23 protein-coding genes and 1 tRNA gene are annotated in these 25,651 nt (G+C 65.9%); 12 read left to right on the forward strand and 12 right to left on the reverse strand.

Annotated features, from left to right (window positions below; translation table 11 throughout):
- Positions 1–140 precede the first annotated feature (140 nt).
- Genes AB4118_RS23075 through AB4118_RS23085 form a run of 3 tightly spaced genes read left to right on the forward strand, consistent with a single transcriptional unit; the run spans position 141 to position 3,332 of the window.
- Positions 141–1,361: an aspartate aminotransferase family protein gene (locus AB4118_RS23075; RefSeq protein WP_441491935.1), complete on the forward strand. Its 1,221-nt coding sequence runs from the start codon at positions 141–143 to the stop codon at positions 1,359–1,361.
- Between the two features lie 46 nt (positions 1,362–1,407).
- Positions 1,408–2,325: an ornithine carbamoyltransferase gene (argF, locus tag AB4118_RS23080; RefSeq protein WP_113516795.1), complete on the forward strand. Its 918-nt coding sequence runs from the start codon at positions 1,408–1,410 to the stop codon at positions 2,323–2,325.
- Complete coding sequence (locus AB4118_RS23085) at positions 2,325–3,332, forward strand: Hsp33 family molecular chaperone (protein WP_441491936.1); 1,008 nt, start codon at positions 2,325–2,327, stop codon at positions 3,330–3,332. Before argF ends, AB4118_RS23085 begins: the two co-directional genes overlap by 1 nt.
- Before the next feature lie 33 nt (positions 3,333–3,365).
- Here the strand turns inward: AB4118_RS23085 and AB4118_RS23090 are convergent, their stop codons facing one another.
- The 5 genes from AB4118_RS23090 to apaG form a co-directional block, all read right to left on the reverse strand.
- The gene (locus AB4118_RS23090; RefSeq protein ID WP_113516794.1) at positions 3,366–3,509 is read right to left on the reverse strand and encodes a DUF2474 domain-containing protein; all 144 of its coding nucleotides are present in this window, start codon (positions 3,507–3,509) and stop codon (positions 3,366–3,368) included.
- A complete protein-coding gene (gene cydB, locus AB4118_RS23095; RefSeq protein ID WP_441491937.1) occupies positions 3,509–4,516 on the reverse strand; it encodes a cytochrome d ubiquinol oxidase subunit II in 1,008 nt (335 codons plus the stop codon). Before cydB ends, AB4118_RS23090 begins: the two co-directional genes overlap by 1 nt.
- A gap of 5 nt (positions 4,517–4,521) precedes the next feature.
- Entirely contained in the window at positions 4,522–5,955 is a 1,434-nt protein-coding gene (locus AB4118_RS23100) for a cytochrome ubiquinol oxidase subunit I (protein WP_441491938.1), read from the reverse strand.
- Positions 5,956–6,373: 418 nt separating this feature from the next.
- Complete coding sequence (argE, locus tag AB4118_RS23105; RefSeq protein WP_441491939.1) at positions 6,374–7,549, reverse strand: acetylornithine deacetylase; 1,176 nt, start codon at positions 7,547–7,549, stop codon at positions 6,374–6,376.
- Entirely contained in the window at positions 7,546–7,938 is a 393-nt protein-coding gene (apaG, locus tag AB4118_RS23110) for a Co2+/Mg2+ efflux protein ApaG (RefSeq protein WP_069878462.1), read from the reverse strand. Before apaG ends, argE begins: the two co-directional genes overlap by 4 nt.
- Before the next feature lie 249 nt (positions 7,939–8,187).
- Here apaG and AB4118_RS23115 point away from each other — a divergent pair, with 249 nt between their 5' ends.
- Together AB4118_RS23115 and AB4118_RS23120 are read left to right on the forward strand one after the other, a co-directional pair.
- Complete coding sequence (locus AB4118_RS23115; protein WP_441491940.1) at positions 8,188–9,276, forward strand: 2'-deoxycytidine 5'-triphosphate deaminase; 1,089 nt, start codon at positions 8,188–8,190, stop codon at positions 9,274–9,276.
- A gap of 106 nt (positions 9,277–9,382) precedes the next feature.
- Positions 9,383–9,457 (forward strand) — tRNA-Gly (locus tag AB4118_RS23120).
- A gap of 121 nt (positions 9,458–9,578) precedes the next feature.
- Here the strand turns inward: AB4118_RS23120 and AB4118_RS23125 are convergent.
- Positions 9,579–10,781: a BaiN/RdsA family NAD(P)/FAD-dependent oxidoreductase gene (locus tag AB4118_RS23125; protein ID WP_441492055.1), complete on the reverse strand. Its 1,203-nt coding sequence runs from the start codon at positions 10,779–10,781 to the stop codon at positions 9,579–9,581.
- A 322-nt stretch (positions 10,782–11,103) separates the two neighbouring features.
- Here AB4118_RS23125 and AB4118_RS23130 point away from each other — a divergent pair, with 322 nt between their 5' ends.
- Positions 11,104–11,280 carry a hypothetical protein gene (locus AB4118_RS23130; RefSeq protein ID WP_441491941.1) on the forward strand — a complete coding sequence of 59 codons (177 nt, stop codon included), beginning with the start codon at positions 11,104–11,106 and terminating at the stop codon, positions 11,278–11,280.
- 32 nt (positions 11,281–11,312) lie between these two features.
- Positions 11,313–11,906, forward strand: coding sequence for an SCO family protein (locus AB4118_RS23135; RefSeq protein WP_441492056.1), 594 nt, complete (start codon positions 11,313–11,315; stop codon positions 11,904–11,906).
- Positions 11,907–12,079: 173 nt separating this feature from the next.
- Here the strand turns inward: AB4118_RS23135 and AB4118_RS23140 are convergent, their stop codons facing one another.
- The 6 genes from AB4118_RS23140 to AB4118_RS23165 all read right to left on the reverse strand — a co-directional run bounded on the left by AB4118_RS23140 (position 12,080) and on the right by AB4118_RS23165 (position 19,148).
- The gene (locus AB4118_RS23140; RefSeq protein ID WP_441491942.1) at positions 12,080–13,144 is read right to left on the reverse strand and encodes an ABC transporter ATP-binding protein; all 1,065 of its coding nucleotides are present in this window, start codon (positions 13,142–13,144) and stop codon (positions 12,080–12,082) included.
- A gap of 15 nt (positions 13,145–13,159) precedes the next feature.
- Positions 13,160–15,361 (reverse strand): ABC transporter permease, encoded by a 2,202-nt coding sequence (locus AB4118_RS23145; protein ID WP_441491943.1) that lies wholly within the window; start codon positions 15,359–15,361, stop codon positions 13,160–13,162.
- A 34-nt stretch (positions 15,362–15,395) separates the two neighbouring features.
- Entirely contained in the window at positions 15,396–16,436 is a 1,041-nt protein-coding gene (locus tag AB4118_RS23150) for an ABC transporter substrate-binding protein (protein ID WP_441491944.1), read from the reverse strand.
- 69 nt (positions 16,437–16,505) lie between these two features.
- A complete protein-coding gene (locus AB4118_RS23155) occupies positions 16,506–17,306 on the reverse strand; it encodes an inositol monophosphatase family protein (RefSeq protein ID WP_441491945.1) in 801 nt (266 codons plus the stop codon).
- Positions 17,307–17,308: 2 nt separating this feature from the next.
- Positions 17,309–18,313, reverse strand: coding sequence for an inositol 2-dehydrogenase (gene iolG / locus AB4118_RS23160; RefSeq protein WP_441491946.1), 1,005 nt, complete (start codon positions 18,311–18,313; stop codon positions 17,309–17,311).
- 34 nt (positions 18,314–18,347) lie between these two features.
- On the reverse strand, positions 18,348–19,148 hold the full coding sequence (locus AB4118_RS23165) for an SDR family oxidoreductase (RefSeq protein WP_441491947.1): 801 nt from the start codon (positions 19,146–19,148) through the stop codon (positions 18,348–18,350).
- 115 nt (positions 19,149–19,263) lie between these two features.
- Between AB4118_RS23165 and AB4118_RS23170 the strand changes: the two genes are divergently transcribed.
- The 5 genes from AB4118_RS23170 to iolB are packed head-to-tail and all read left to right on the forward strand — an operon-like array spanning position 19,264 to position 25,637.
- Positions 19,264–20,130: a MurR/RpiR family transcriptional regulator gene (locus tag AB4118_RS23170; protein WP_441491948.1), complete on the forward strand. Its 867-nt coding sequence runs from the start codon at positions 19,264–19,266 to the stop codon at positions 20,128–20,130.
- Positions 20,131–20,149: 19 nt separating this feature from the next.
- Positions 20,150–22,054: a bifunctional 5-dehydro-2-deoxygluconokinase/5-dehydro-2-deoxyphosphogluconate aldolase gene (locus tag AB4118_RS23175; RefSeq protein WP_441491949.1), complete on the forward strand. Its 1,905-nt coding sequence runs from the start codon at positions 20,150–20,152 to the stop codon at positions 22,052–22,054.
- 10 nt (positions 22,055–22,064) lie between these two features.
- On the forward strand, positions 22,065–23,903 hold the full coding sequence (iolD, locus tag AB4118_RS23180) for a 3D-(3,5/4)-trihydroxycyclohexane-1,2-dione acylhydrolase (decyclizing) (protein ID WP_441491950.1): 1,839 nt from the start codon (positions 22,065–22,067) through the stop codon (positions 23,901–23,903).
- Between the two features lie 19 nt (positions 23,904–23,922).
- Entirely contained in the window at positions 23,923–24,822 is a 900-nt protein-coding gene (gene iolE / locus AB4118_RS23185; protein WP_441491951.1) for a myo-inosose-2 dehydratase, read from the forward strand.
- A 14-nt stretch (positions 24,823–24,836) separates the two neighbouring features.
- Complete coding sequence (gene iolB, locus AB4118_RS23190) at positions 24,837–25,637, forward strand: 5-deoxy-glucuronate isomerase (protein ID WP_441491952.1); 801 nt, start codon at positions 24,837–24,839, stop codon at positions 25,635–25,637.
- The last annotated feature ends 14 nt before the right edge of the window (positions 25,638–25,651 follow it).

Genomic DNA, 25,651 nt, shown 5'->3' on the forward strand with positions numbered 1-25,651 from the left:
CGCGACGAGACGTCGGGAACTGGCTGCGACGATAATGTCGCCGGCGGGTCGCAGAGGGCTGCCAATTCTTGCCCCGCGACTCCGTTCTTCCATCCAGCGCCCACCCGTTCTCATTCGCCCTTCCGTGAGGATCGCCTGTCATGACCCCTGCTCCCGTTAATCCCTCCCAGTCCGTGCTGTTGCCGACCTATGCTCGCGCGCCGATCGCGCTTGAGCGCGGCGAAGGCGCCTGGGTGGTCGCCTCGGACGGCCAGCGCTATCTCGATTTCGGCGCAGGCATCGCCGTCAATGCGCTCGGCCATGCGCATCCGCATCTGGTCCAGGCGCTGACCGAGCAGGCCTCGCGCATCTGGCACACCTCAAACCTCTACAGCATGCCGGAAGGAGAACGGCTGGCCCGGCGGCTCTGCGAGGCGACCTTCGCGGAACGGGCATTCTTCACCAATTCCGGCGCCGAGGCCAATGAGTGCGCCATCAAGATGGCGCGCAAGTACCATGCTGCGAAAGGCCATCCCGAGCGCTATCGCATCATCACCTTCGAGGGCGCCTTCCACGGTCGTACGCTTGCGACCATCGCTGCCGGCGGCCAGCAGAAATATATCGACGGCTTCGGCCCGAAGGTCGACGGCTTCGACCAGGTGCCCTTCGACGACGAGGCCGCGCTGAAGGCCGCGATCGGGCCCGAGACGGCTGCGCTGATGATCGAGCCGATCCAGGGCGAGGGTGGCCTGCGCTCCGCGCCCGTGCGCTTCCTCAAGCTGCTCCGCGAGCTCTGCGACACGCATGGCCTGATGCTGATCTTCGACGAGATCCAGACCGGCGTGGGGCGCACCGGCAAGTTCTTCTCCTATGAGCTCTCGGGCGTCGCGCCCGACATCATGGCGATCGCCAAGGGCATTGGCGGCGGGTTCCCGATGGGCGCCTGCCTCGCCACCGGGGAAGCGGCTTCGGGCATGACGCTCGGCACGCATGGCACGACGTTCGGCGGCAATCCGCTCGCCATGGCGGTCGGCAATGCCGTGCTCGATGTCGTGCTGGCGCCGGGCTTCCTCGATCACGTCCAGCAGATGAGTCTGCGCCTGCGACAGTCGCTGGCCCAGCTCAGGGATCACCATCCCGACGTGATCTCGGAGATCCGCGGCGAGGGGCTGATGATCGGCCTGAAGCTCAACACGCCGAACACCGATTTCGTGGTCGAGGCGCGTGCGGCCGGGCTGCTGGTCGTCGCAGCCGGCGACAATGTCGTGCGCCTGCTGCCGCCGCTGGTCATCACCGAGGCCGATGCCGCGGAGGCGATCGTGCGGCTCGAAAGGGCTGCGCAAGCGGTCGAGGCCACCCTGAAGCGACCGGCGGCCGAATAACGAACCCTCCGCCCACGGCACGTTTTTTTTGAAGGAAGCGCCGACGATGCGCCATTTCCTCGATCTTTCCGATTTCTCCAGCGACCAGCTCCGCGCCATCCTGCGCGCGGGCGAGGAGATGAAGGCCCGCCGCCGCACGCCGGCGGCAGCCTCCGACCGCCTGCTCGAAGGCAAGGTCATCGCCATGATCTTCGAACAGCCTTCCCTGCGGACCCGCGTCTCCTTCGACGTCGGCATCCGCGAACTTGGCGGCTCGCCGATGATGGTGACGGGGCAGGAGATCGAGCTCGGCGAGCGCGAGACCATTGCCGATACCGCCCGCGTGCTGTCGCGCTATGTCGACGCCATCATGATCCGCATGCTCGACCATGATTCCGTGGTCGAGATGGCGAAATATGCCACCGTGCCGGTCATCAACGGGCTGACCAAGCGCCAGCATCCCTGCCAGGTCATGGCCGACGTCATGACCTTCGAGGAGCGCAGGGGGCCGATCACCGGCAAGCGCATCGCCTGGACAGGCGACACGAACAATGTCCTGACCTCCTGGGTGCACGCGGCCGGGCGGCTCGATTTCGAGCTTGCGATCGCGACGCCGGAAGAGCTGTCGCCCCCGCCGGCCCTGATCGACTGGGCTCGCAAGCAGGGCGCCAAGATCCGGCTGACCAGCCGGCCCGAAGCCGCGGTCGAGGGCGCAGATTGCGTCATCACCGATTGCTGGGTCTCGATGGGGGACGAGGAAGGCACGCGCCACAATCTGCTGCGCCCCTACCAGGTCGACGAGCGCCTGCTCGGTCGCGCCGAAAAGGATGCGATCTTCATGCACTGCCTGCCGGCGAGCCGCGGCGAGGAAGTCACCGATGCGGTCATGGACGGCCCGCAATCGGCCGTCTTCGACGAAGCCGAGAACCGGCTGCATGCGCAAAAGGGCATCCTGGCCTGGTGCTTTGGCGGCGTCGCAGCCTGATGGCCGTCGCTGACACCCCCTCGGAGACGGCGGCGCTAGACGATCGGGTCGTGCCGTTCACGGTCCCGGACCTCGACATTCGCGGCCGGGTCGTACGGCTCGGCGCCTCGATCGACACAGTCCTCGAGCGTCACAACTATCCGGAGCCGGTCTCGCGCGTCCTTGGCGAAGCAGCCGCGCTTACCGTTCTGCTCGGCACCGCACTTAAATTCGAAGGCCGTTTCCAGCTCCAGACCAAGAGCGACGGGCCGATCTCCATGCTGGTGGTCGATTTCAACGCGCCCGACAATTATCGCGCCGTCGCGCATTACGACGAGGCGCGGCTACAGCAGGCGGTCGCTGAGGGCACGTTGAGCACGGGCGATCTGCTCGGCAAGGGCCATCTCGGCCTGACGGTCGATCAGGGCTCGCAGTCGACGCGCTATCAGGGCGTGGTCGCGCTCGAACATCAGAGCCTCGAAGACGCGGCGCACCAGTACTTCAAGCAGTCCGAACAGATTCCGAGCCGGGTGCGGCTCGGCGTCGGCAGCGTCGTCACAGGCGCGGGACGGCAATGGCGAGCTGGCGGGCTGATCGTGCAGTTCATGCCGACCTCGCCCGACCGGCTACGCGCCGCCGACATCCATCCGGGCGATGCCCCGCAGGGGCACGAGATCCTGGCCAGCGACCACCCCGACGGGATCGCCGACGATGCCTGGGCCGAGGCCCGCTCGCTGGTCGAGACGGTCGAGGACCACGAACTGCTCGACCCGATGCTGGAAAGCGAGCGGCTGCTCTATCGCCTGTTCCACGAGCGTGGCGCACGCGTCTTCGAGCCGGTGATCGTGCATGAATCCTGCCGCTGCTCGCGTGAGCGCGTGCTCGGCATGCTGCGCGGCTTTTCCGCCGAGGACCGCCGGGCCATGGTCGCCGATGACGGCACGCTCGCCGTCACCTGCGAATTCTGCTCGCGGCGCTATGATTTCGACCCGACCGAGGTCGAGGCGGGGCTGAACACCTCGCCCTGACGCTGCCGCGATTCTCGCTCCGGCGCTGTTCTCTCAGAGCGACAGCCCGGCGGCCTTCATCAGAAGACGGAAGCCGAGGGCAACGACGCCGAGCGAGAGCACGCTTGCGCCCCAGATCAGGACGAGCCAGCCGAAGCGGCTGAGCCAGGACTTGCGAGGGGCAGTGACCGGCTCCATCAGTGGTAGCCCTCCCCCGCCTTCACCTTGCCGCGAAACACGTAATAGGACCACGCGGTGTAGGCGAGGATGATCGGGATGATAAAGAGCGCCCCGACCAGGGTGAAGCCCAGGCTCTGCGGCGGAGCCGCTGCCGCGCGGATCGAGATGTCGGGCGGGATGATGTTGGGCCAGAGGCTGATCGCAAGGCCGCTATAGCCGAGGAAGAGCAGCACCAGCGACAGCAGGAAGGGCGCTGCATGCGGCGACCGCTTCAGCACCGACAGGATCAGCGCGGCCGTCGCGAAGACAAGGATGGGGACGGGCGCGAAGAAGAACAGGTTCGGCAGCGTGAACCAGCGTTCCGCCACGCGCTGATGCAGCCATGGCGTCCACAGGCTGACAAGCACGATGGCGACGAGCAGGGCGATGACGATCGGGCGGGCGAGCGCGATCATGCGCTGCTGCAGCTGTTCCTCCGTCTTCATGATCAGCCAGGTGCTGCCCAGCAGCGCATAGGCCACCAGGAGACCAAGTCCGGTGAACAGGCTGAACGGTGTCAGCCAGTCGAGCGCGCCGCCGGCGAAGGCGCCGTCGCGCACCACAAAGCCATTGATGAAGGCGCCGAGCGACACGCCCTGGAAATAGGTGGCGATGTAGGAGCCCCAGGCAAAGGCCTTGTCCCAGAACGGCTTGTGCGCCTCATCGGCCKTGAAGCGGAACTCGAAGGCGACGCCGCGCCAGATCAGCCCGGCCAGCATCAGGACGAGCGGAAGATAAAGCGCGCTGAGGATCACGGCATAGGCGAGCGGGAAGGCGGCCATCAGCGCTGCGCCGCCCAGCACCAGCCAGGTTTCATTGCCATCCCAGACCGGCGCCACCGTGTTGACCATGGTGTCGCGATCCTCCCGCCCCTTCACGAAGGGGAACAGGATCCCGATGCCGAGGTCGAAACCGTCCATGATCACATACATCATCAGGCCGAAGCCGATGATCACCGCCCAGATGATCGGAAGATCGATACCCATCTCGCTCACGCTCCCTTGCCGGCGCCGCTGGGGGCATCGAGGTGATCCGGCGCGGCCGAGAGCGGCCGGGCCGGGCGTTGATTCAAGAGCTCATCGCCATGGGCTTCCGGCTCCGGGCCGTGGCTCTCTGGACCATGTCCCACCAGCTTCAGCATGTAGCTGACACCGGTTCCGAAGACCGCGATGTACATGACGATGAAGACGATCAGCGTCGCCGACAGCGCCAGTGCCGAGTGGTTGGAGACTGCGTCCTTCGTTCGCATCACGCCATAGACGATCCAAGGCTGACGACCGATCTCCGTCGTGAACCAGCCTGCGAGGATGGCGACCAGCCCCGACGGCCCCATCAGCAAGGCAAAGCGCAGGAACAGCTTCGACTCGTACAATCCTCCGCGCCAGCGCAGCCAGACGCTCCAGAGGCCGAGCGCCAGCATGAGGAAGCCGAGGCCGACCATGATGCGGAAGCTCCAGAACACGATGGTCGAATTGGGCCGGTCCTCGGGAGCGAACTCCTTCAGGCCCTGAATCTGGCCATTCCAGTCATGGGTCAGGATCAGGCTTCCCAGGCGGGGGATTTCGAGCTTGTAGCGCGTTGTCTCGACCGCCATGTCGGGCCAACCGAACAGCACCAGCGGCACGCCCTCGCCGGGTTTGTTCTCCCAGTGTCCTTCCATCGCGGCGATCTTGGCCGGCTGATATTTGAGCGTGTTCAGGCCATGCGCATCGCCAACGGCAACCTGCAGCGGCGCGACGACCAGCAGCATCCACATCGCCATCGACAGCATCGTCCTGATCGCCGGCGTGTCGCGGCCGCGTAGCAGATGCCAGGCGCCGGAGGCGGCGACGAACAGGGCCGTCGCGAGAAAGGCGGCGATGGTCATATGCACGAGACGATAGGGGAAGGACGGGTTGAAGATGACCTTCAGCCAGTCGACCGGGATGACCCGGCCATCGATGATCTCAAAGCCCTGCGGCGTCTGCATCCAGCTGTTGGACGCAAGAATCCAGGTCGCAGAGACGAGCGTGCCCAACGCGACCATGATCGTCGCGAAGAAATGCAGGCCAGGTCCGACCTTGTTCCAGCCGAACAGCATGACGCCGAGGAAGCCGGCCTCGAGGAAGAACGCGGTCAGCACCTCATAGGTGAGGAGCGGCCCGGTGACGCTGCCGGCAAAGGAGGAGAAATAGCTCCAGTTCGTGCCGAACTGGTAGGCCATGACCAGCCCCGAGACGACGCCCATGGCAAAGTTCACGGCAAAGATCGTCGACCAGAAATGGTAGAGGTCGCGATAGACAGTGTCGCGCTTCCACAGCCACAGGCCTTCCAGCACGGCGAGATAGCTCGCGAGCCCGATCGTGATTGCAGGGAAGACGATGTGGAACGAGATGGTGAAGCCGAACTGGATGCGGGCCAGCTCGAGTGCGGTCAGACCGAACATCTCAGCTCCTCACCCATGCCGCTGCCGAGGCAGGTTTCCCGCAGGCGAGCGCCGAGATTGACGCGTTTTCCATCGCTTCACCAGAGTTCGGCGAGCAACGGATCATCGCTCGCTACATCCAATCAATGTCTGCATACATTATTACTAAGCGTATGCATTTTCCAGTGAAGCGTGCCGCGCGCAAGCGAGGCAAGACAGCGCAGGCGTCCCTGCACGGGCACCTGCGCTGCGACGTGTACGGCGTTATGCGAGCAAGTTCAGCACGGGCAAGACGACGCACCTGGCCGGGACGGTGCGCCGGGGCGCGCCGAACGGCAGAACATCGGGCTGCGGCTGGCTGGGCAGACCTCGCCCCCAACGCACCGAGGCGACGCTCGCCCCGGCGGCCTGCCGTCACCGATGCGGGGCTCAGAGCCTCTCAGCTCCGGCAGCTCTCCATCAGATCACGCATGAATGCCTCGCCGGCGGCGAGCTGTTCGAGCGTGATGAACTCGTCAGGCTGATGCGCCTGATCGATCGAGCCCGGGCCGCAGACGACCGTGGGCAGGCCGGCGCGCTGGAAATGTCCGGCCTCGGTCGCATAGGGCACGGCAATCGTGCTGTTGCGGCCGGCAAGCCGCATCGTGAGGGCCTCCGCCGTCGAGCCGGCATCGGGCCCGAGGCCCGGCACATCCGATGTCATCACGGTCGTGATCGTCGAGGACGGCGCGGTGCGGCGCATGCGCGCGAGCACCGTCTCGGCATAGGCGGCGAAGCGACCCGGCACCTCGTCGGGATCCGAGCCGGGCAGGGTGCGCACCTCCCAGCCGAGCTCGCAGCGATCGGCCAGGATGTTGCGGGCAATGCCGCCATGGAACTTGCCGACATGGACCGTGTCGTAGGGCGGATCGAAGCGATCTGCCGGGTCGGCCCGCTCCATCAGCTCCTGCGCCATCCGGTCGAGCTCGGCGGCGAGCAACGCCCCGGCATGGACGGCGCTGGCGCCGAGATGCGGCTTAGAGGAATGGGCGGCGAAGCCGGTGACGATCGTGTTGAAGGTGCGGATGCCCTTATGGGCGTCGGCAATTTCGAGCGAGGTCGGCTCGCCGACGATGACAGCGCGCGGCAGCGGCAGGTCGCGCCCCATGCGGGCAATGCCGTCCACCACGCCGAGGCAGGTAAGTTCCTCGTCATAGGACAGGAAGAGATGGATCGGCGTCGTCAGCCTGGCGGCCAGGAATTCCGGCACGAGGGCCAGTCCCAGCGCCACAAAACCCTTCATGTCGACGGCGCCTCGACCATAGGCCCTGCCATCGGCAATGCGCAGGGTGAAGGGGTCGCTCGACCAGGCCTGCCCCGCGACGGGCACGACATCGGTGTGGCCGGACAGGACGATGCCGCCACGATCGGCCGGGCCAATTGTGGCGAAAAGCGCAGCCTTGTCGCCCTCGGCATTGGGAATCCGGATCGAGGACACACCCCAACTCTCGAGATAGTCCGCAACGAAGGCGATGAGATCGAGATTGGACTTGGCGCTCACCGTGTCGAAGGCGACGAGGCGCGACAGCATTTCGAGCGGCGTGTAGCGCCGCGCGGCCGTGGTCGGAATGGTCAATGCAGAACCTTCTTCACATAGGGGGAATCGAGCGGAAACAGCGGCACCTCGACATCGAAGACCACACCATCCTCGCCCAGCATGGCGTAATAGCCACGCATCGAGCCGTCGGGCGTCATCAGCGGGCAGCCCGAGGTGTAGCTGAAGCTCTCGCCCGGCCGCAGCACCGGCTGCTTGCCGACGACGCCATCGCCGCGCACTTCATGGACCTCACCACGGCCATCGGTGATGAACCAGTGGCGGGTCATCAACTGCACGGTCTGTCGCGACTGGTTCACGATCTCGATCGTATAGGCCCAGAAATAGCGACCCTGCTCATGGGCGGATTCCCGTTCCATGAACTCGGGAACGGCGGTCACGCGCACGCCTCGGGTTTGCGCCTGATACATGCTCAGCGGCTCCGTGCCGTTGCGGTTCGCCGGCGGGCGGAATTGGGCCGGGAACGACGTCCCTGTTATGGACCGGCCGGCGGCAGCGTCAATCCCGAAGCCGCGCTGGCCAGTCCTGCGTCCGGCCCGGCGCGGCGGCGGGCAGAATGATTCCCGCATGGACAACCGCCCCGAAAACGGGCGATAGGACTGGCCCGCCTGGCCCTCATGCCAGGCTTCGCTAGCTCAGGCTGAACAGGTCCGACGCTCATGCTGCCCTTCCTGCCCGGCATCCAGCCCGACAGCCGCATCCGTGCCTTCATCGAAGAAGGTGTGATCAAGCTCGCGCGGCCGCCCGCAGAGGGCCAGATCCAGCCGGCCAGCCTCGACCTCAGACTCGGCGACAAGGCCTACCGCGTCCGCGCCAGTTTTCTGCCCGGCCCGGGATCGACCGTCGCACGGCGGCTCGACCAGCTCGCCCTGCATGAGATCGACCTGACCAGGGGTGCTGTGCTCGAGACCGGCTGCGTCTATGTCGCCGAGCTGATGGAAGGGCTGGCGCTGCCCCAGGGCCTGCGCGCCGCGGCGAACCCGAAGAGCTCGACGGGCCGGCTCGATGTCTTCACCCGCGTCATCACCGACCGGGCGCGCGAGTTCGATCTGGTCGAGGAAGGCTATGAGGGCCCGCTCTTCATCGAGATCTCGCCGCGCACCTTCCCCGTCCTCGTGCGCTCCGGCTCGCGGCTCTCGCAGATCCGCTTCCGAGCCGGCGATGCCCGGCTCGACGACCGCACGTTGGGCGAATTGCACGAGCGCGAGACGCTGGTCAGCGCAGCCACTCCCTCCTTCCAGAGCGGCGTTGCCGTCAGCGTCGATCTCGCCGGCTTCGACGGCCTCGTGGGCTATCGCGGCAAGCGGCATACCGCGCTCGTCGATGTCGACCGGGTCGGTGCCTACCGCGTCGCCGATTTCTGGGAGCCGATCCAGGCGGACGCCTCGCGCTCCCTGATCCTCGATCCGGACCAGTTCTACATCCTGGCCTCGAAGGAGGCGGTGCATGTGCCCCCGGACTATGCCGTCGAGATGACGCCATTCGATGCGCTCGTCGGCGAGTTCCGCGTCCACTATGCCGGCTTCTTCGACCCCGGCTTCGGCCATGGCGGCGCCGGTGGCAAGGGCTCACGCGCCGTTCTCGAGGTCCGCTCGCGCGACGTGCCCTTCATCATCGAGGACGGCCAGATCGTCGGCCGGCTGGTCTACGAGCACATGGCGGCACGCCCGGACGCGCTCTATGGCGCCGACCTGAAATCGAACTACCAGGGCCAGGCGCTCAAGCTCTCGAAGCATTTTCGCGACTGAGTGAATCGCAGGCTCCCATCCCGCACGATTGCCGGATGACACCCGCGCAGGAAGCCGCTATGAGATTCGTGTCCTCGCCGTTGATCTGCGGTCGCTGCGAGCGCATGCGGGCGTAGTTCAGTGGTAGAACGTCAGCTTCCCAAGCTGAATGTCGTCGGTTCGATCCCGATCGCCCGCTCCAAATCCTTTTTACGACAATATGTTAGAGCACTGTTTCTCGAACAGCGCCGGTCATTCGACCCCTCCGGCATGGCCTGGCTGGGAACGCTGGCGAGCATCTTAAATCGCGCCGCGCAGGCATCTCAGCCGGTGCGTTCGGCGATAGCGGTCCCTGCGGCCCAGCCTGATGACCACGCCCATTGGAAGTTGTAGCCGCCGAGCCAGCCCGTGACGTCCACCACTTCACCGATGAAGTACAGGCCGTCGACCGTCCTTGCTTCCATCGTCCGTGAGTTCAGACCGGACGTATCGACACCACCGAGCGTCACCTCCGCGGTCCGGTACCCCTCCGATCCAATGGGCATGACCTCCCAGCCGTGAATGATGGAAGCGATCGCGGCCAGCTTCTTGTCGCTTGCGTCGCCGATGGGTCCCGTCCAACCGTGGGCATCTGCGAGATAAGCGGCCAATCGCTTCGGCAGAATATCACCAAGCGTATTTGCGATGCTTCTGCGGCCGTTTTCCTGTCTGGAAGCGCGCAAGTCGGCGAACACGTCCTGCGTGGGCAGGAACGCGATCCTGATCGGTTCCTTCTCGCGCCAGTACGACGAGATCTGCAGAATCGCAGGGCCGGACAGCCCGCGATGCGTGAACAGCAGCGCCTCATCGAATGTGGTCTTGCCGCGCGAGACCCGCGCATCCGCCGCGACGCCGGCAATCTCGCGAAACCCGGCAAGAACGTCTTCACCGAATGTCAACGGCACCAGGGCCGGGCGCGTTTCCGTCACCGCCAAACCAAACCGGCCGGCGATCTGATAGCCAAGGCTGGATGCCCCCATTTTCGGGATGGATTTTCCTCCGGACGCGACGACAAAATGCCGGCACCGAATTTTTGCAGCCCCATCGCCGGCAAGCGTGATCGCAAAGCCGTCATCAACCCGCTCAAGGCTTTCCAGTGTGGTTCTGAGGCGCAATTCGCATGCCGCGCGCGCCATTTCATCCATCAGCATTGCGATGATATCCTTGGCGGAATCATCGCAGAAGAGCTGCCCGAGCGTCTTCTCGTGATAGGCAATGCCGTGTTTTTCGACCAACGCAACGAAATCATGCTGCGTGTATCGGCCAAGCGCAGATTTTGCGAAATGTGGGTTGTTCGACAGAAAATTCCGCGCGCTCGTGCCGATATTGGTGAAGTTGCAGCGCCCCCCGCCTGAAATGCGGATCTTTTCGCCGGGTGCTTTGGCCTGATCGACGATGAGAACACGCCCGCCGCGTGATGCGGCATGGATCGCGCACATCATTCCAGCAGCACCCGCGCCCAGGATGACAGTGTCGAAACGCTCAATTGGCATCGAATGCTGCTAGCCCCAGACCAGCCCTGACGGGCATTGCGCGGCATTCCGGATGACATCGCGCTACACTCGGCTTCGGGTAGATGATCCGCGACCGTCCATCAACAGTGGGACTGCGATCGAGAGTTTTTCGTGCCCGGCGCTCCCGTCAGCTTTTCTGCCTGGGAGCGAGGAAGAGAGATTCGACGTCATAGAACTGCTCCCCAAGCCCAATACCGCCCGTTCGATCCCGATCGCCCGCTCTCGTCTCCTTGCACTCCCCCTGCGTCACGGTTGCCGCTTCCGGCCTCAGCCTGGCGCGGCTATGCTCGCGGTCATGACGCAATCGGACCAGACAGCCGCCGAGCATGAGGCCGAGGCCTCGCGGACCGGGCTATGGCTGCTCGGCGGCGGCGCTTTTGCGCTGCTGCTGACCGGGCTGCTGCTCTGGTGGCGCGAGGGCGACCGGCTCTTCACCGACGGCCTCATCGCCGCCATCGTTGCCTGTTTCTGAGGCGCCCCTGCGCCGTCCGAGTTTTTTCGAGGATCCCTGTGAACCGTCGCCTCATCCTGCCTCTCGTGGTCTTCCTGGCCGGCGCAGTCGCCCTGGCGGCTGCCGCGATCCTGACTTTCAGCCCGGTGCGTCAGGGCCAGCGCGCGACCTCGAGTGTCGGCGGCCCCTTCACGCTGACGACGGCTGAAGGCAAGCCGCTGACCGACGTCGATCTGCGCGGCGCACCCTTCCTCGTCTTCTTCGGCTTCACCCATTGCCCCGATATCTGCCCGACCAAGCTCTTCGAGATTTCCGAGACCCTGCGCGCCGCCGGCCCCAAGGGCGAAAAGCTGCGCGCGCTGTTCATCAGCGTCGACCCTGAGCGTGACACGCCGGAGGTGCTGAAGAGCTATCTTGGCAGCTTCGACCCGCGCATCGTCGGCCTGACCGGCGACCGCGCCGCGATCGACGCCACGATCAAGGCCTATCGCGCCTATTCCAAGAAGGTGCCGCTCAAGGAAGGCGATTACACGATGGATCACACCGCGCTCGTCTATCTCATGGACAAGAAAGGTGGTTTCGTCGGCGCCTTCAATATCGAGCGGCCGCCGGCGGAAGCGGCGGCGGAATGGCTCAGGCATCTGTGAGGCTGCGATAGCGCGCAATCCGCGCGCCTTTGGTTCGTCTTGCTCGCGCCCCGAGGGGATAGCACCGGCGCCCCCCACGGACCACGGGTGAGGCCGAAGCGAGCAGGAAGCCGGCGGGCAAGCCGCGCGGCGCCTCTACTCCGCTGGAGCGACAGGAGCGGCGCGCTGGCCGCTCAGCTCTGGGGAATGAGCGTGACGCCCGAATTTGCAAAGGAGAGCCCGACCTCGCTGCCATAAGGCAGCAGATCGCGCCCGCCCGGCTGGACGACGAAGAGCTCGCCGACCTCGGTCTCGATCATCAGATCAAGGTGGTTGCCGAGATAGGCGCATTTGCGAACGGTGCCGCGCAGGCCCGGCCCGGAGGAAGGCCCCATCAACAGGCTTTCGGGCCGGATCGCCGCCCTGGCCGGTCCGGCCACCAGGCCACGCGCCGGCAATTTCACCTTTGCCGAGCCGATCATCACATCGGCGATGCCTTCGGACACCTCCGCGATCGTGACTGCGACCATGTTGGCATCGCCGATGAAGTCGGCGACGAAGGGGTTGGCCGGCTCCTCATAGAGTTCGCGGGGCGAGCCCTCCTGCGCGATCCGGGCATTCGACATCACGATGATGCGGTCCGAGACGGCGAGCGCCTCCTCTTGGTCATGGGTGACATAGGCAACCGTCAGATTGAGGCTCTGCTGCAGCTCGCGGATCTCCTCCCGCACCTTGCGGCGCAGCTTGGCGTCGAGATTCGACAATGGCTCGTCGAAGAGCAGCACCTGCGGCTCGAGCACCAGCGCGCGCGCCACGGCGACGCGTTGCTGCTGTCCGCCCGAGAGCTCGGACGGGTAGCGCTTCTCAAAACCCTTGAGGCCGACGAGGGCGAGCTTGGTCAGCGCCATGTCCTGCGCCTCGGCCTTCGGGAGCCCCTTCACCAACGGCCCGTAGGCGGCATTCTCCAGCACGCTCATATGTGGAAACAACGCATAGGACTGGAAGACCATGCTGACGTCACGGTCGGCAGCCGAGAGCCGCGTGACATCCTTGCCGCCGATCAGGACCTGGCCTTCGCTTGCGATCTCAAGTCCGGCGATCATGCGCAAGGTCGTGGTCTTGCCGCAGCCGGAGGGGCCGAGCAGGGTCACCAGCTTTCCCGGCTCGATCGTGAAGCTGATATTGTCGACGGCAGTCACCGCGCCATAGCGCATGCTGACATTGCGGAATTCGACTGAGGCAGGTCCCGCCTTGGCCATGAGAGGTGCTGCTCCTTACTTGACGGGCTGTGCGGCGGATGTGGCGAGCGGGATCGCGCTGCGCCGTCCGAGCTTGCGCTCGCCGACGCCGAGCTGGATCAGGGCGATACCAACGGCCATGACCACGATCAGCACCGAGGAATAGGCAATGGCGAGCCCGAACTCGCCGGCCTCGACGCGCCCGACGATATAGGCCGTCGCCAGGTTGTACTCGGCGGAGACCAGGAAGATCACCGCGCTGACCGAGGTGATGCTGCGCACGAAGCTATAGACCAACGCGGAGACGAGCGCAGGGCGCAGCAAGGGCAGCACCACGCGCCAGAGCGTGGTGAAGCTGCGTGCCCGCAAGGTGATCGAAGCCTCGTCCAGGCTCTTGTCGATCTGCGACAAGCCGGCGATGCCGGAACGGACGCCGACGGGCATGTTCCGGAAGACGAAGGCGATGATCAGGATCAGCCCGGTCCCAGTGATCTCGACCGGCGGCACGTTGAAGGCGAGGATATAGGCGACGCCGAGCACCGTGCCGGGGATGGCGAAGCTCAGCATGGTGGTGAATTCGAGCACGTGGCGGCCGCGGAACTGCTGCCGCATCAACAGATAGGCGGTGAGCAGGCCGAGCACCGCCGTCAGCGGGGCCGAGATCGCCGCGACCTTCAGCGTCGTGAACAGCGAATCCCACGCCGCACCCTCGAAGAATATTCCACGGCTGAAATCGATGGCGAAACCGGTGCGGTAATGCTCCAGCGTCGGCGTGTGGTCGCGGCCCATGGTCTTCACGAAACCACCCATCAGGATGATCACGTAGATCACGAAGGTCAGCGCCACCCAGGGCACGATCACCAGTGCGGAGACGAAGGTGACCGGCTTCGGCAGTTTTGCCGGCAGGCCGGAATCACCCTTGCCGGTGACGGTCGTATAGGATTTGCCGCCGAGCCAGCGCTGCTGCACCCAGAAGGCGCCGAGCGTGAAGACGAGGAGCACCATCGCGAGCACCGCCGCCTGCCCCTGATTATGAGCGGCGCCGACCACGGCGAAGAAGATCTTGGTCGACAGCACCTCGAAATTGCCGCCGAGCACCAGCGGATTGCCGAAATCGGCCATGCTCTCGACGAAGCCGAGCAGGAAGGCATTGGCGAGGCCGGGCTTGAGCAGCGGCCAGGTCACCGTTCGGAAGGTCGCCCAGCGCTTGGCGCCCAGCGTCTGCGAGGCCTCCTCCAGGCTGGGGCTGATGCCCTGCACGACCCCGATCAGGACGAGGAATGCGATCGGCGCGAAGGCCAGGACCTGCGCCAGCAGCACGCCGGGCAGCCCGTAGATCCAGCGCGAGCGCGGAATCGAAAACCAGTCATAGAGCAGCCCGGAGACCACGCCGGAGCGGCCGAAGAGCAGGATCAGCGCGAGACCGATGACGAAGGGCGGCGTGATGATCGGCAACACGGTGAGCGCGCGCATCAGGCGCTTGCCGGGCATGCGCGTGCGCAACACGAGCAGTGCGCAGGCAAGCCCGAGCAGCGTGGTGATGACGCCGGTCAGCACGGCAAGGATCAGCGTGTTCCAGGCGACGCCGCAATTCGTGTTCGCGGTGACGCAGCCAAGTCCCCAGATTGAGGAATCGAACAGGCGCGCGACGAAGATGCCAGGGGCGAAGGCGCCGGCCTGATCGACAAGCGCGCTTTGCAGGATCGTCGCCACCGGGAAGAAGATGAAGAGCCCGATCAGCAGGACGATGATGCCAATCGAGCTGGTCGTGAAGATGTCGCCCCGGCAGAAGCCGCGATAGGCGAGCCCGTGACAGAGCAGGAGCAGAAGCGAGAGCACCGTCAGGAAGGCGCCGAAGCCCATGCCGCCCTGAGCCGCGCCGCTGCCGCCGAGCAGGGCGGCGAGCCAGGGGATGCCCTGGCCCTGCAGCGTGATGGCGAAGCCCTGTGCGAAGAACAGGACCATACCGAGCAGCCCCGCCCAGATCAGCGTCCTGCCGACCGCAGCACTCTCGCTGCGGCCGAGCAACAGCGTCACGGCCAGCAGCGCCACGCCGACTGGCAGCAGCCAGGGGGCCGTGCCGGACAGGGCCAGCGCGAACGCCGTGCCGGCCCTGCCGAACGGGTACCCCGCGAGCCAGCCGAACTGGCTGAGACTGACGCCGTCAGGCAGGTACCAGGGAATGACCGCATAGCCGAGCCAGCCGAGCAGCAGGACGAGCCGTGTCGCAGGACGCATCGCAGGGGATCTCTTCAGGGCGCTGGACGGAGAGTTACTTCGGCAGCGCCTTGACCTCCTTGTCCCACTTCGTCAGCAGCCGCGTGCGCTCCGCGGACGAGCCGTATTTGACGAAGTCGTAGTCGATCATCTTCATCTCGGACATCTTCGGCGCCTGCGGAGGCACCGTCGAGTTCTTGTTGGAGGGGACCTGGTACGACTTGGCCGGAGCCGCCAGCGCCTGAGCCGCCGGGGTCAGCGCCCAGTCATAGAACTTCTTGGCGTTGTCGAGATTGCGCGCACCCTTGATGATCGACATCGAGCCGATCTCGTAGCCGGTGCCCTCGCAAGGCGCGACAGCCTTGATCGGATCGCCCTGGACCGCGAAGACGACCGCGTCGTGGATGAAGACGATGCCGACGGCGGTTTCTCCGAGGCTCGCGGCCTTGGCGGGGGCGGCGCCCGACTTGGTGTACTGGCTGACGTTCTTGTGCAGCTTCTTGAGATAGTCGAAGCCCTTCTCCTCGCCCATCAGCTGGACCACGGTCGCAAGCAGGTTATAGGCCGTTCCCGAGGAGTTCGGATCGGCGACCTGGACGTCGTCCTTGAGCTTCGGATCAAGCAGGTCAGCCCAGCATTTCGGCTCGTTCAGGCCCTTCTGCTTGATCTGCTGGGTGTTGAAGCCGAAGCCGAGAGCGCCGGCGTAAATGCCGACGGAGCGCTTCTGAGCCGCCTTCCACTGCGACAGCGCCCAGTCGTGAAGGTCCTTGTTGACCGGCGATTCATATTCGAGGGTCAGCCCTTCCTCGGCAGCCTGGAGATGGGGGTCACCCGTGCCACCCCACCAGATATCGCCGCGCGGATTGGCCGATTCCGCCTTGAGCTGGGCATAGATCTCGCCCGCCGATTTGCGGGTCATCGCGACCTTGATCCCCGTATCGCGCTCGAACGCGGTCGACATGGCGCGGCACCATTCCTCCTGGACGCCGCAATACATGACGAGTGCACCCTGGGCCTGTGCGGGGGCCGCCGCAAAAGCAGCCCCGCTGGCCAGCGCTGCCAGGACCCCGGTCCGGAGCCATTGAAATCCCTGCATGTCATCCTCCCGTTACGTGTCGTTCTTGGTCTTGTTATTGGCTTGATAGTGACGTGTTGCCGGCAAAGATCAATCGTTCGCCTGCCGGCTCCCGATCTGCGTGACCTGTTCGAGTTCGCGGCGAAGCCCCGGCGTGCAGCACAGGATCGGGTTGCCCTTGGCAATACCGTCCCCGCTGAAGAAATCGCTGACATAGGCGCCGGCTTCGGCTGCGATCACGACACCCGCCGCAACATCCCATGCGTTGATGTGGAGTTCGGCATAGGCCTCCGTCCGGCCATTCGCGACATGGGCCAGGCCGAGCGCGCCGGAGCCACCGCGCTTCACCGAGGCGCCTGCGGCGTAGCCACGCCCGATCATCGCGACATAGCGTTCGGCCGGGATGCGCGTCGACCAGCCCAGTTCGACATAGGCGCGCTTGATATCGGTCTGCCCCGACACCTTGATCGCCTCGCCATTCAGGGTCGCGCCTTGCCCCTTGCGTCCGACATAGATCTCGCCCAGCGCCGGCGCAGAGAGAATGCCGATTTCGGGAACGCCGTTCAGCAGAAAACCAATCGAGATGCACCAGTTGCGGTCGCCACGGGCGAAATTCGAGGTGCCGTCGATCGGGTCGATGATCCAGACCGCGTCCGAGGCTTCGCCGCCACCCTCTTCGCCGATGATCGCATCCTGCGGGAACATCACGGCAAGGCGCTGCCGCAGGAAATCCTCGACAGCACCATCGGCGACGGTGAGCCAGTCCTGGGCGCCCTTCATGGTGACGCCAAGGCTTTCGCTCTTGTTGAAATAGTCGAGCGCCATGAAGCCGGCCTGCTGGACGAGGCCCAGCACGGCATATTGGCGCAGATCGAGTTCAGCGGGCGTCATGATCAGATCGCCCCGAGATCGACAGCGACCGGCTTGCCGCTGCGAGCGGATTCGGTCGCCGCATCGGCCAGGATCTGTGCCTTCAGGCCATCTTCTCCGGAGGGCAGGGGCGCCGTCTTGCCCTTCAGGGCGGCGACGAAGGCATCGAGTTCGGCGCGATAGGCGGCGGCATAACGCTCGAGGAAGAAATTCTGCACCGGGTCAGCCCGGAAGCCGGCGCCGGTTGCGATCTCGACCGTGGTCTCGTGGATATTGCCGGCCCGCAGCATGCCCTTCGAGCCATGGACTTCGATGCGTTGGTCGTAGCCATAGCTGGCGCGGCGCGAATTCGAGATCTGCGCGATCTTGCCTGACGCCGTGCGCATCAGAACCGCAGCCGTATCGACATCGCCGGCCTGCCCGATCGCCGGATCGACCAGCGCCGAACCGAGCGCGAAGACCTCGACGGGCTCTTCGGCGAGGAGGAAGCGGGCCATGTCGAAATCATGGATCATCATGTCGCGGAACAGGCCGCCCGAGCGCTTGACATAGTCGACCGGCGGCGGCGAGGGGTCGCGCGAGATCACGCTGACGATCTCGATCGCGCCCGCCTCTCCGGCCCGCAGGCGGTTCTGGAGCGCAGCGAAGCTCGGGTCGAAGCGCCGGTTGAAGCCGATCATCAGCGGCCTGCCGGTCTTGGCGACGGTCTTGAGGCATGCCCTGATGCGCTCGGCGTCGAGATCGACCGGCTTTTCGCAGAACACCGCCTTGCCGGAGGCGACGGCTGCCTCGATCAGATCGGCATGGGTGTCGGTCGGCGTGCAGATCAGGACCGCATCGAGCGTCTTGTCGGCGAGAATCGCGTCGAGACTGGCAACTGTCGCGCCGGTCTCGGCTGCCAGCGAGGCCGCCGCATCCGCAAAGGCGTCCGCAACCGAAACCAGCGTCGCGTCCTTGCGCGCCGCAAGGTTCAACCCATGAATGCGTCCGATCCGGCCGGCACCCAGCAATCCCATGCGCATCGTCATATGTCCTGTCGTCAAGGCTGTGGCTGCGGCAGGGTTACTGCCGCGCTCCAAGAATCGTCTGGTCGAAATCGATGTTCGAGCCAGTCATCAGACCAGATTCGGCCGAGGCCAGATAGGCGACGGCGCGGGCGACCTCTTGCGGGTCGAGCAGGCGGCCGAAGGGCTGGCTCGCGGCAGCCTGATCGAGCCAGCCATCCTGCGCGTCATGGCGCAACCGCATGATCGCGTCTTCGCCCGGCGTCGCCATCCAGCCGATATTCAGTCCATTGACCCGGATACGGTGCGGCAGGAGCCCGAAGGCGGCGTTGCGGGTCAGCGTCGCCAGCGCCCCCTTGGAGACGCTGTAGGCGCTCAGGAATGGCTGGCCGCCATGGGCCGACATCGACTGGATGTTGACGATGGCGCCCGCGATCCCGAGCCGGCACATCAGCTCGGCGGCGCCCTGGATCAGAAAGAACGGCGCACGCAGATTGACCGCCATGATGCGCTCATAGAGCTCGGGCGTCGTCTCCAGGATGGAGCCGCGATCCGTGTCGCCGGCGGCGTTCACCAGGATGTCGAGACGACCGAACGCCGCCTCGGCGGCCGGAACGATTGACTTGACCTGATCGAGATCGGAAAGATCGGCGGCGTGGAAACGAACATCGCAGCCAGCATTGCGAAGATCGCGGGCTACGGCCTCGCCGCGCTCGCGATTGCGGCCGGTCAGCAGCAGGGAAGCAATCCCGCGCGCCTGAAACTCGCGGGCGACGGCTTCACCAAGCCCCTGGCTGCCACCGGTCACGATGGCGGCCTTGCCGGTCAGATCCCGACCGAATTCGTTCTTCCCTGACACCTGACGCCACGCTCCCCAGCGAAATTTTGATATGAATGGATTGTCTTTGTCTGATTTTGGAATAAACATTCCGCCGATCAGCGCTTGAAGTCAAGGCGCTTTAACCGGAACCGGCATGTCATCAGGATCACAGCCTCAGCCCACGGACAGGCCGGAATTCGACCGTTTCGTCGCCTTGCTGCGGGAACGGCGGCCATCCCTGCCGAAGCGACTGAAGCAAGTCGCTGATCATGCGCTTGCCCATCTCGACGACATGGCCTTCGGCTCCACCGCGCAGATCGCGGAGAAGGCCGGCGTGCAGGCCTCGACGCTGGTGCGTTTCGCGCAGGCGCTCGACTATTCCGGCTTCAGCGAACTCCAGGAGGTGTTCCGCTCGCGGCTGCGCCGGCATGCCGCCGATCACCGCGCGCGCCTGGCAGCCCTACGAACGGCAGGAACAGGCTCGGGGGGGGGCGCAGCCCTGCTCGACGGCTTCATTCAGGCGAGCGAAGCGTCGCTTGCCCAGCTCAGGGCGGCTGTCAGGCCCGACCAGCTGGAAGAGGCGGCTGCCTTGCTGGCCAGGGCGCAAACCATCGTCCTCGTCGGCGCGCGACGCATGTTCCCGGTGGTGTCCTACCTCGCCTATGCCTTCGGCAAGCTCGGCATCAGAGCGGTGCTGGTCGACCATGTCGGCGGCCTCGGCCAGGAGCAGGCAGCCCTTGCCGGGCCAGGCGACGCCATCCTGGCGATCAGCTGCGCGCCCTATACGACTGCCACGGTCGAGATCGCTGCCGCCGCACATCAGCGCGGCATTCCGGTGCTGGCCCTGACCGACAGCCCGCTCAGTCCGCTCGCCGAGAACTGTGAGCTCTGGCTGGATGTGGCGGAAGCAGATTTCGGCGCATTCCGCTCGATGGCGGCCAGCTTCACCCTGGCGATGGCGCTTGCAGTCGCTACCGCCGAACACGCCGGCGTCAGCGCCGATCCCGATCTCGCAGGTTAGTGCGGAAGGCCGAAGCTCCATGCCCGTCGCCCCTCAGCTCGACGTCATCACGATTGGCCGCTCCTCGGTCGATCTCTACGGCCAGCAAATCGGCGGCCGGCTTGAAGACATGGGCAGCTTCCTCAAAGCGGTCGGTGGCTGCCCGACCAATATCGCAATCGGCACCGCCCGCCTGGGCCTCAAATCGGCCGTGATCACCCGTGTCGGCGACGAGCAGATGGGCCGCTTCATCCGCGAACAGCTGGAGCGCGAGGGCGTCGAGACGAGCGGCGTGATCACCGACCCCAAGCGGCTGACCGCACTCGTCATCCTCGGCGTCCGCGACGAGAAGACCTTCCCGCTGATCTTCTACCGCACCGACTGTGCCGACGCCGCATTGCAGGAAAGCGAGATCGACGAGGCCTTCATTGCCTCCGCCAGGGCGATCGTCGTCACCGGCACGCATTTCGCCATTCCCAACGCCGCCGCGGCTCAGAAGAAGGCGATCGCGCTCGCCCGCAAGCATGGCCGCAAGGTCGTGTTCGATGTCGACTATCGGCCCAATCTCTGGGGACTTGCCGGGCACCAGGCCGGTGAGGAGCGCTATATCCGCTCCGAGACGGTGACCGAGCATCTCCAGGCGATCCTGCCCGATTGCGACCTGATCGTCGGCACGGAGGAAGAGCTCCACGCCGCCGGCGGCTCGGAGGATACGCTTCAGGCCATCCGCACGATCCGATCCTTGAGCGCCGCGACGATCGTCTGCAAGCGCGGGCCGATGGGCTGCGTGGTATTTCCCGGCGCGATCCCCGCGTCGCTCGAAGACGGAATCAAGGGCCCCGGCTTTCCGGTCGAGGTCTACAACGTGCTCGGCGCCGGCGACGCCTTCATGTCCGGCTTCCTGCGCGGCTGGCTGCGCGACGAGCCGCTTGCGACCTGCTGCGCCTTTGCCAATGCCTGCGGCGCCTTCGCCGTCTCCAGGCTGCTCTGCTCGCCGGAAAGCCCGACCTTCCCCGAGCTGCAATATTTCCTTGCTCATGGTTCGCCGCACCGGGCGCTACGCCGGGACGCCGAGATCAACCATGTGCATTGGGCGACGACGCGCCTGCCGCAGCCCGCGGGCGTGATGGCGCTCGCCATCGATCATCGGGCGCAGCTCGAGGAGATGGCCGACGCGGCAGGCGTGCCGCAGGAGCGGATCACCCATTTCAAGACGCTTGCGGTGAAGGCGGCCGCCCGGGTCGCCGACGGACGCCCTGGCTTTGGCATGCTGGTCGACGGCATCCATGGCCGCGAAGCCCTGTTCCGGGCGGAGGATCACGGCTTCTGGATCGCCCGCCCCCTCGAACTCCCCGGCTCGCGCCCACTCGCGCTGGAGACCGATGCGACAGGGTCTCTCGGCGCCACCCTGGCCGAGTGGCCGGTCAGCCATGTCGCCAAATGCCTGTGCTTCTACCATCCGGATGACCCCGAGGCTCTCAGGAGTGCGCAGGAGCAGGTACTGAAGCGCGTCGCCCTCGCCTGTCGACAGGTCGGGCGGGAATTGCTGGTCGAGATCATTGCCTCGAAGCACGGACCGGTTGCTGACGACACGGTTGCTCGGGTGATGACGCGACTCTACGCCATCGGCATCAAGCCCGACTGGTGGAAGCTCGAGGGCCAGCCCTCCCCGGCTGCATGGCGCGAGATCGATGCGGTCATCGCGGGCCATGACCCCTATTGCCGCGGCGTGTTGCTGCTCGGGCTCGACGCTCCGGAAGAGACGGTCGCGCAGGCCTTCCGGGCAGCGCAGGGCTCGGCATCGGTCAAGGGATTCGCCGTCGGCCGCACGATTTTCGGTGAAGCGGCGCGCGGCTGGCTTGCCGGCGGACTCGACGATGAGGCCGCAACGACGATGATGGCAGAACGCTTCGCCAGGCTGGTCGCAGCCTGGCAGGAACGCTGAGGAACTCCCAATGGGTACGATCCGCCTCACCATGGCGCAGGCGCTGACACGCGCCATGCAGGCACAGAAGACGGTGATCGACGGCAAGACCGTGCCGATCTTCGCGGGCGTCTGGGCCATCTTCGGGCACGGCAATGTCGCCGGGCTCGGAGAGGCGCTGCATGCCGCTCGCGACACGCTGCCAACCTATCGCGCCCATAACGAGCAGGCCATGGCGCATGCTGCTATCGCCTTCGCCAAGGCTTCGCGCCGGCGCCAGATGATGGCGGTGACGAGCTCGATCGGACCCGGTGCCACCAACATGGTCACGGCCGCCGCCGTCGCGCATGTCAACCGCCTGCCGCTGCTGCTGTTGCCGGGCGATGTCTTTGCCGGGCGCCTGCCGGACCCGGTGCTGCAGCAGATCGAGGATTTCGGCGACGGCACGGTCTCCGCCAATGACTGCTTTCGCCCGGTCTCGCGCTATTTCGACCGGCTGACACGGCCGGAGCAGCTGATGCCGGCCTTCGAGCGGGCCATGGCCGTCCTGACCGATCCGGCCGGATGCGGGCCGGTGACGCTGGCGCTCTGCCAGGACGTGCAGGCCGAAGCCTATGACTATCCCGAGAGTTTCTTTGCCGAGCGGCTCTGGACGCCACGCCGCCCACGCCCGGACGAGCAGGAGCTGGCCGAGGCCGTCAGACTGCTCAAGGCGGCGAAGAAACCACTCGTCATTGCCGGCGGCGGCGTACTCTATAGCGAGGCCGAAGCCGCGCTCGCCGAATTCTGCGAGGCGCACGGCATTCCCGCCGCTGAGACGCAGGCCGGCAAGAGCAGCCTCGGGGCAACCCACAGGCTCAATCTCGGCGCCATCGGCGTCACCGGCACGGCCGCCGCCAATGCGCTGGCGCGCGAGGCCGATCTGGTCCTGGCCGTCGGCACGAGGCTGCAGGATTTCACCACCGGCTCCTGGGCACTCTTCGCCAACCCGGCCTGCCGGATCGTCGGGCTGAACACGCAGGCCTTCGATGCCGGCAAGCACCGCGCGCTCCCGCTGGTCTGCGATGCCCTGGCCGGCCTCTCCGAGCTGGCTACGGCACTGGCGGGACATCGCGCTCCGGCGGCATGGACGGAGCGGGCGGAATCCGAGGGCAAGACCTGGCTTGGCCTCGCCGCGCGCTACACCGATCCCGGCAACCAGCCCCTGCCGAGCGATGCGCAGGTGATCGGCGCCGTGCAGCGCTGGAGCGAGCCGTCCGATGTCGTGCTCTGCGCCGCCGGCGGACTGCCCGGCGAATTGCACAAGCTCTGGCAGGCCGGCGCGCCCGGCGGCTACCACATGGAATACGGCTATTCCTGCATGGGCTACGAAATCGCCGGCGGGCTCGGCGTCAAGATGGCCGATCCGAGCCGCGAGGTCGTCGTCATGGTCGGCGACGGCTCCTATCTGATGATGAACTCCGAGATCGCAACCTCGGTGATGCTCGGCCTGAAGCTGACGATCGTCCTGCTCGATAATCGCGGCTACGGTTGCATCAACCGGCTGCAGAATGCGACGGGCGGCGCCTCCTTCAACAACCTGCTGCGCGACACCCGCCACGAGACGCTGCCCGCAATCGATTTTGCCGCGCATGCCGCTTCACTCGGTGCCGTCGCCACGAAGGTCGGCAGCCTCGCCGAACTGGACGAAGCGCTGCGTGCCGCCCGCGCGCATGCGCGCACCACCGTCGTGGTGATCGATACCGACCCGCTCGCCTCGACCGATGCGGGCGGCCACTGGTGGGATGTCGCGGTGCCGGCAACCTCCGCGCGCGCCGAAGTCCGGCAGGCGCGTGAGCGTTATGAGACCGCGCTGAAGTCACGCCCCTGATCCCGAAGGACACTTATCCATGCCCATCCGCATTGGTGCCAACCCGATTGGCTGGTCGAATGACGATCTCCAGGAGATCGGCGGCGCGACATCGCTCGAAACCTGCCTCGCCGAGGCGCGTGAGGCCGGCTTCACCGGCATGGAGCTTGGTCACAAGTTCCCACGGCAACCGGCAGCCCTGAGGGCGGCTCTCGCCCCCTTCGGCATGGACTGCATCTCGGGCTGGTATTCAGCTGAACTGCTTCAGCGCGACGCCGACGAGGAGATGCACCATCTGCGGCCGCATCTCGATCTGCTCAAGGCCATGAGCTCGACCGTGCTGGTCTTCGCCGAGACCTCGAATGCGATCCATGGCGACCGCTCGAAGCCGCTCTCGCAGCGCCCTGTGATGAGCGCGCAGGACTGGGCCGAGTTCGGCCGCCGGATCACGCAGGTTGCCGAGCGCACGCTGAGCGAAGGCGTCCGGCTGGTCTATCATCACCACATGGGCACGATCGTGCAGAGCGAAGCCGATATTGACGCCTTCATGGCGGCGACGGGCCCTGCCGTGCATCTCCTGCTCGACACCGGCCATGCCACCTGGGGTGGCTCGGACCCAGCCGCGCTCGCCGCGCGCTATCGCGAGCGGATCAGCCATGTCCACGCCAAGGACGTGCGCCCGCATGTCATGACGCAGGCAGCGGCGGAAGGCTGGAGCTTCCTTGATGCCGTGCTCGGCAAGGGCAGCGATCTCGGCATCTATACCGTGCCGGGCGACGGGATGGTCGATTATCCCGCCGTGTTCCGCGCATTGCCGGGCTATTCCGGCTGGGTCGTGGTCGAAGCCGAGCAGGATCCGGAAAAGGCCCATCCGCTGACCTATGCCAAGAAGGGCGTCGCCCATCTCAAGCACAGCCTGAAGGAGGCCGGGCTCGTCTGAGGCCCGGATGCGCCATGTCGAAGCTGCTCGTCAAACCATCCGCCCCAGATCAGGACGGCCGCATCCATCACGTCACCCCGGAATCGGCCGGCTGGAGCCATGTCGGCTTCGAAGTCTACCGGCTCGCCGACGGCCAGGTGCTTGAACGGGAGACCGGAGACCGGGAGGTCTGCGTCGTCCTGCTGTCCGGAAAGGCCGCAGCCATGGCCGGGGGCACCGATTTCGGCATCATTGGCGGTCGGTCCTCCCCGTTCGAACCCGACCCCTGGTCGCTCTACGTACCGGCCGGATTGTGCTTTGCCGCGACGGCGCAGGGCCCCTGCGAGCTGGCGATCTGCTCGGCGCCGGGAAAACCGGGTTCAAAACCCCGGGTGATCGCGCCAGGGGATGTCGGCTGCATGACGCGCGGCAGCGGTACGAACACCCGCCATGTCCGCAATATCCTGCCGGAGACCGAGCCCGCCGAAGGGCTGCTCGTCGTCGAGGTGATCACCCCGTCAGGCAATTGGTCGAGCTATCCGCCGCACAAGCACGACCAGGACAGGCTGCCGCAGGAATCGCTGCTGGAGGAGACCTATTACCACCGGCTCTCGCCGCCCCAGGGCTTTGCGCTGCAGCGCGTCTATACCGACGACCGTTCGCTCGATGAGACGCTCTGCGCCGAGGACGGCGATGTCGTGCTGGTGCCAAGGGGTTATCATCCGGTCGCAGCACCGCACGGCTATGAACTCTATTATCTCAACGTGATGGCGGGTCCGAAGCGGGTTTGGAAGTTCGCCAACGATCCGGCCCATGAGTGGATCGTCAAGCCCTGAACGGTCGGGCGCGG

It is taken from the genome of Allobosea sp. 2RAB26 (assembly GCF_052115465.1).
Taxonomy (GTDB): Bacteria; Pseudomonadota; Alphaproteobacteria; order Rhizobiales; family Beijerinckiaceae; genus Allobosea.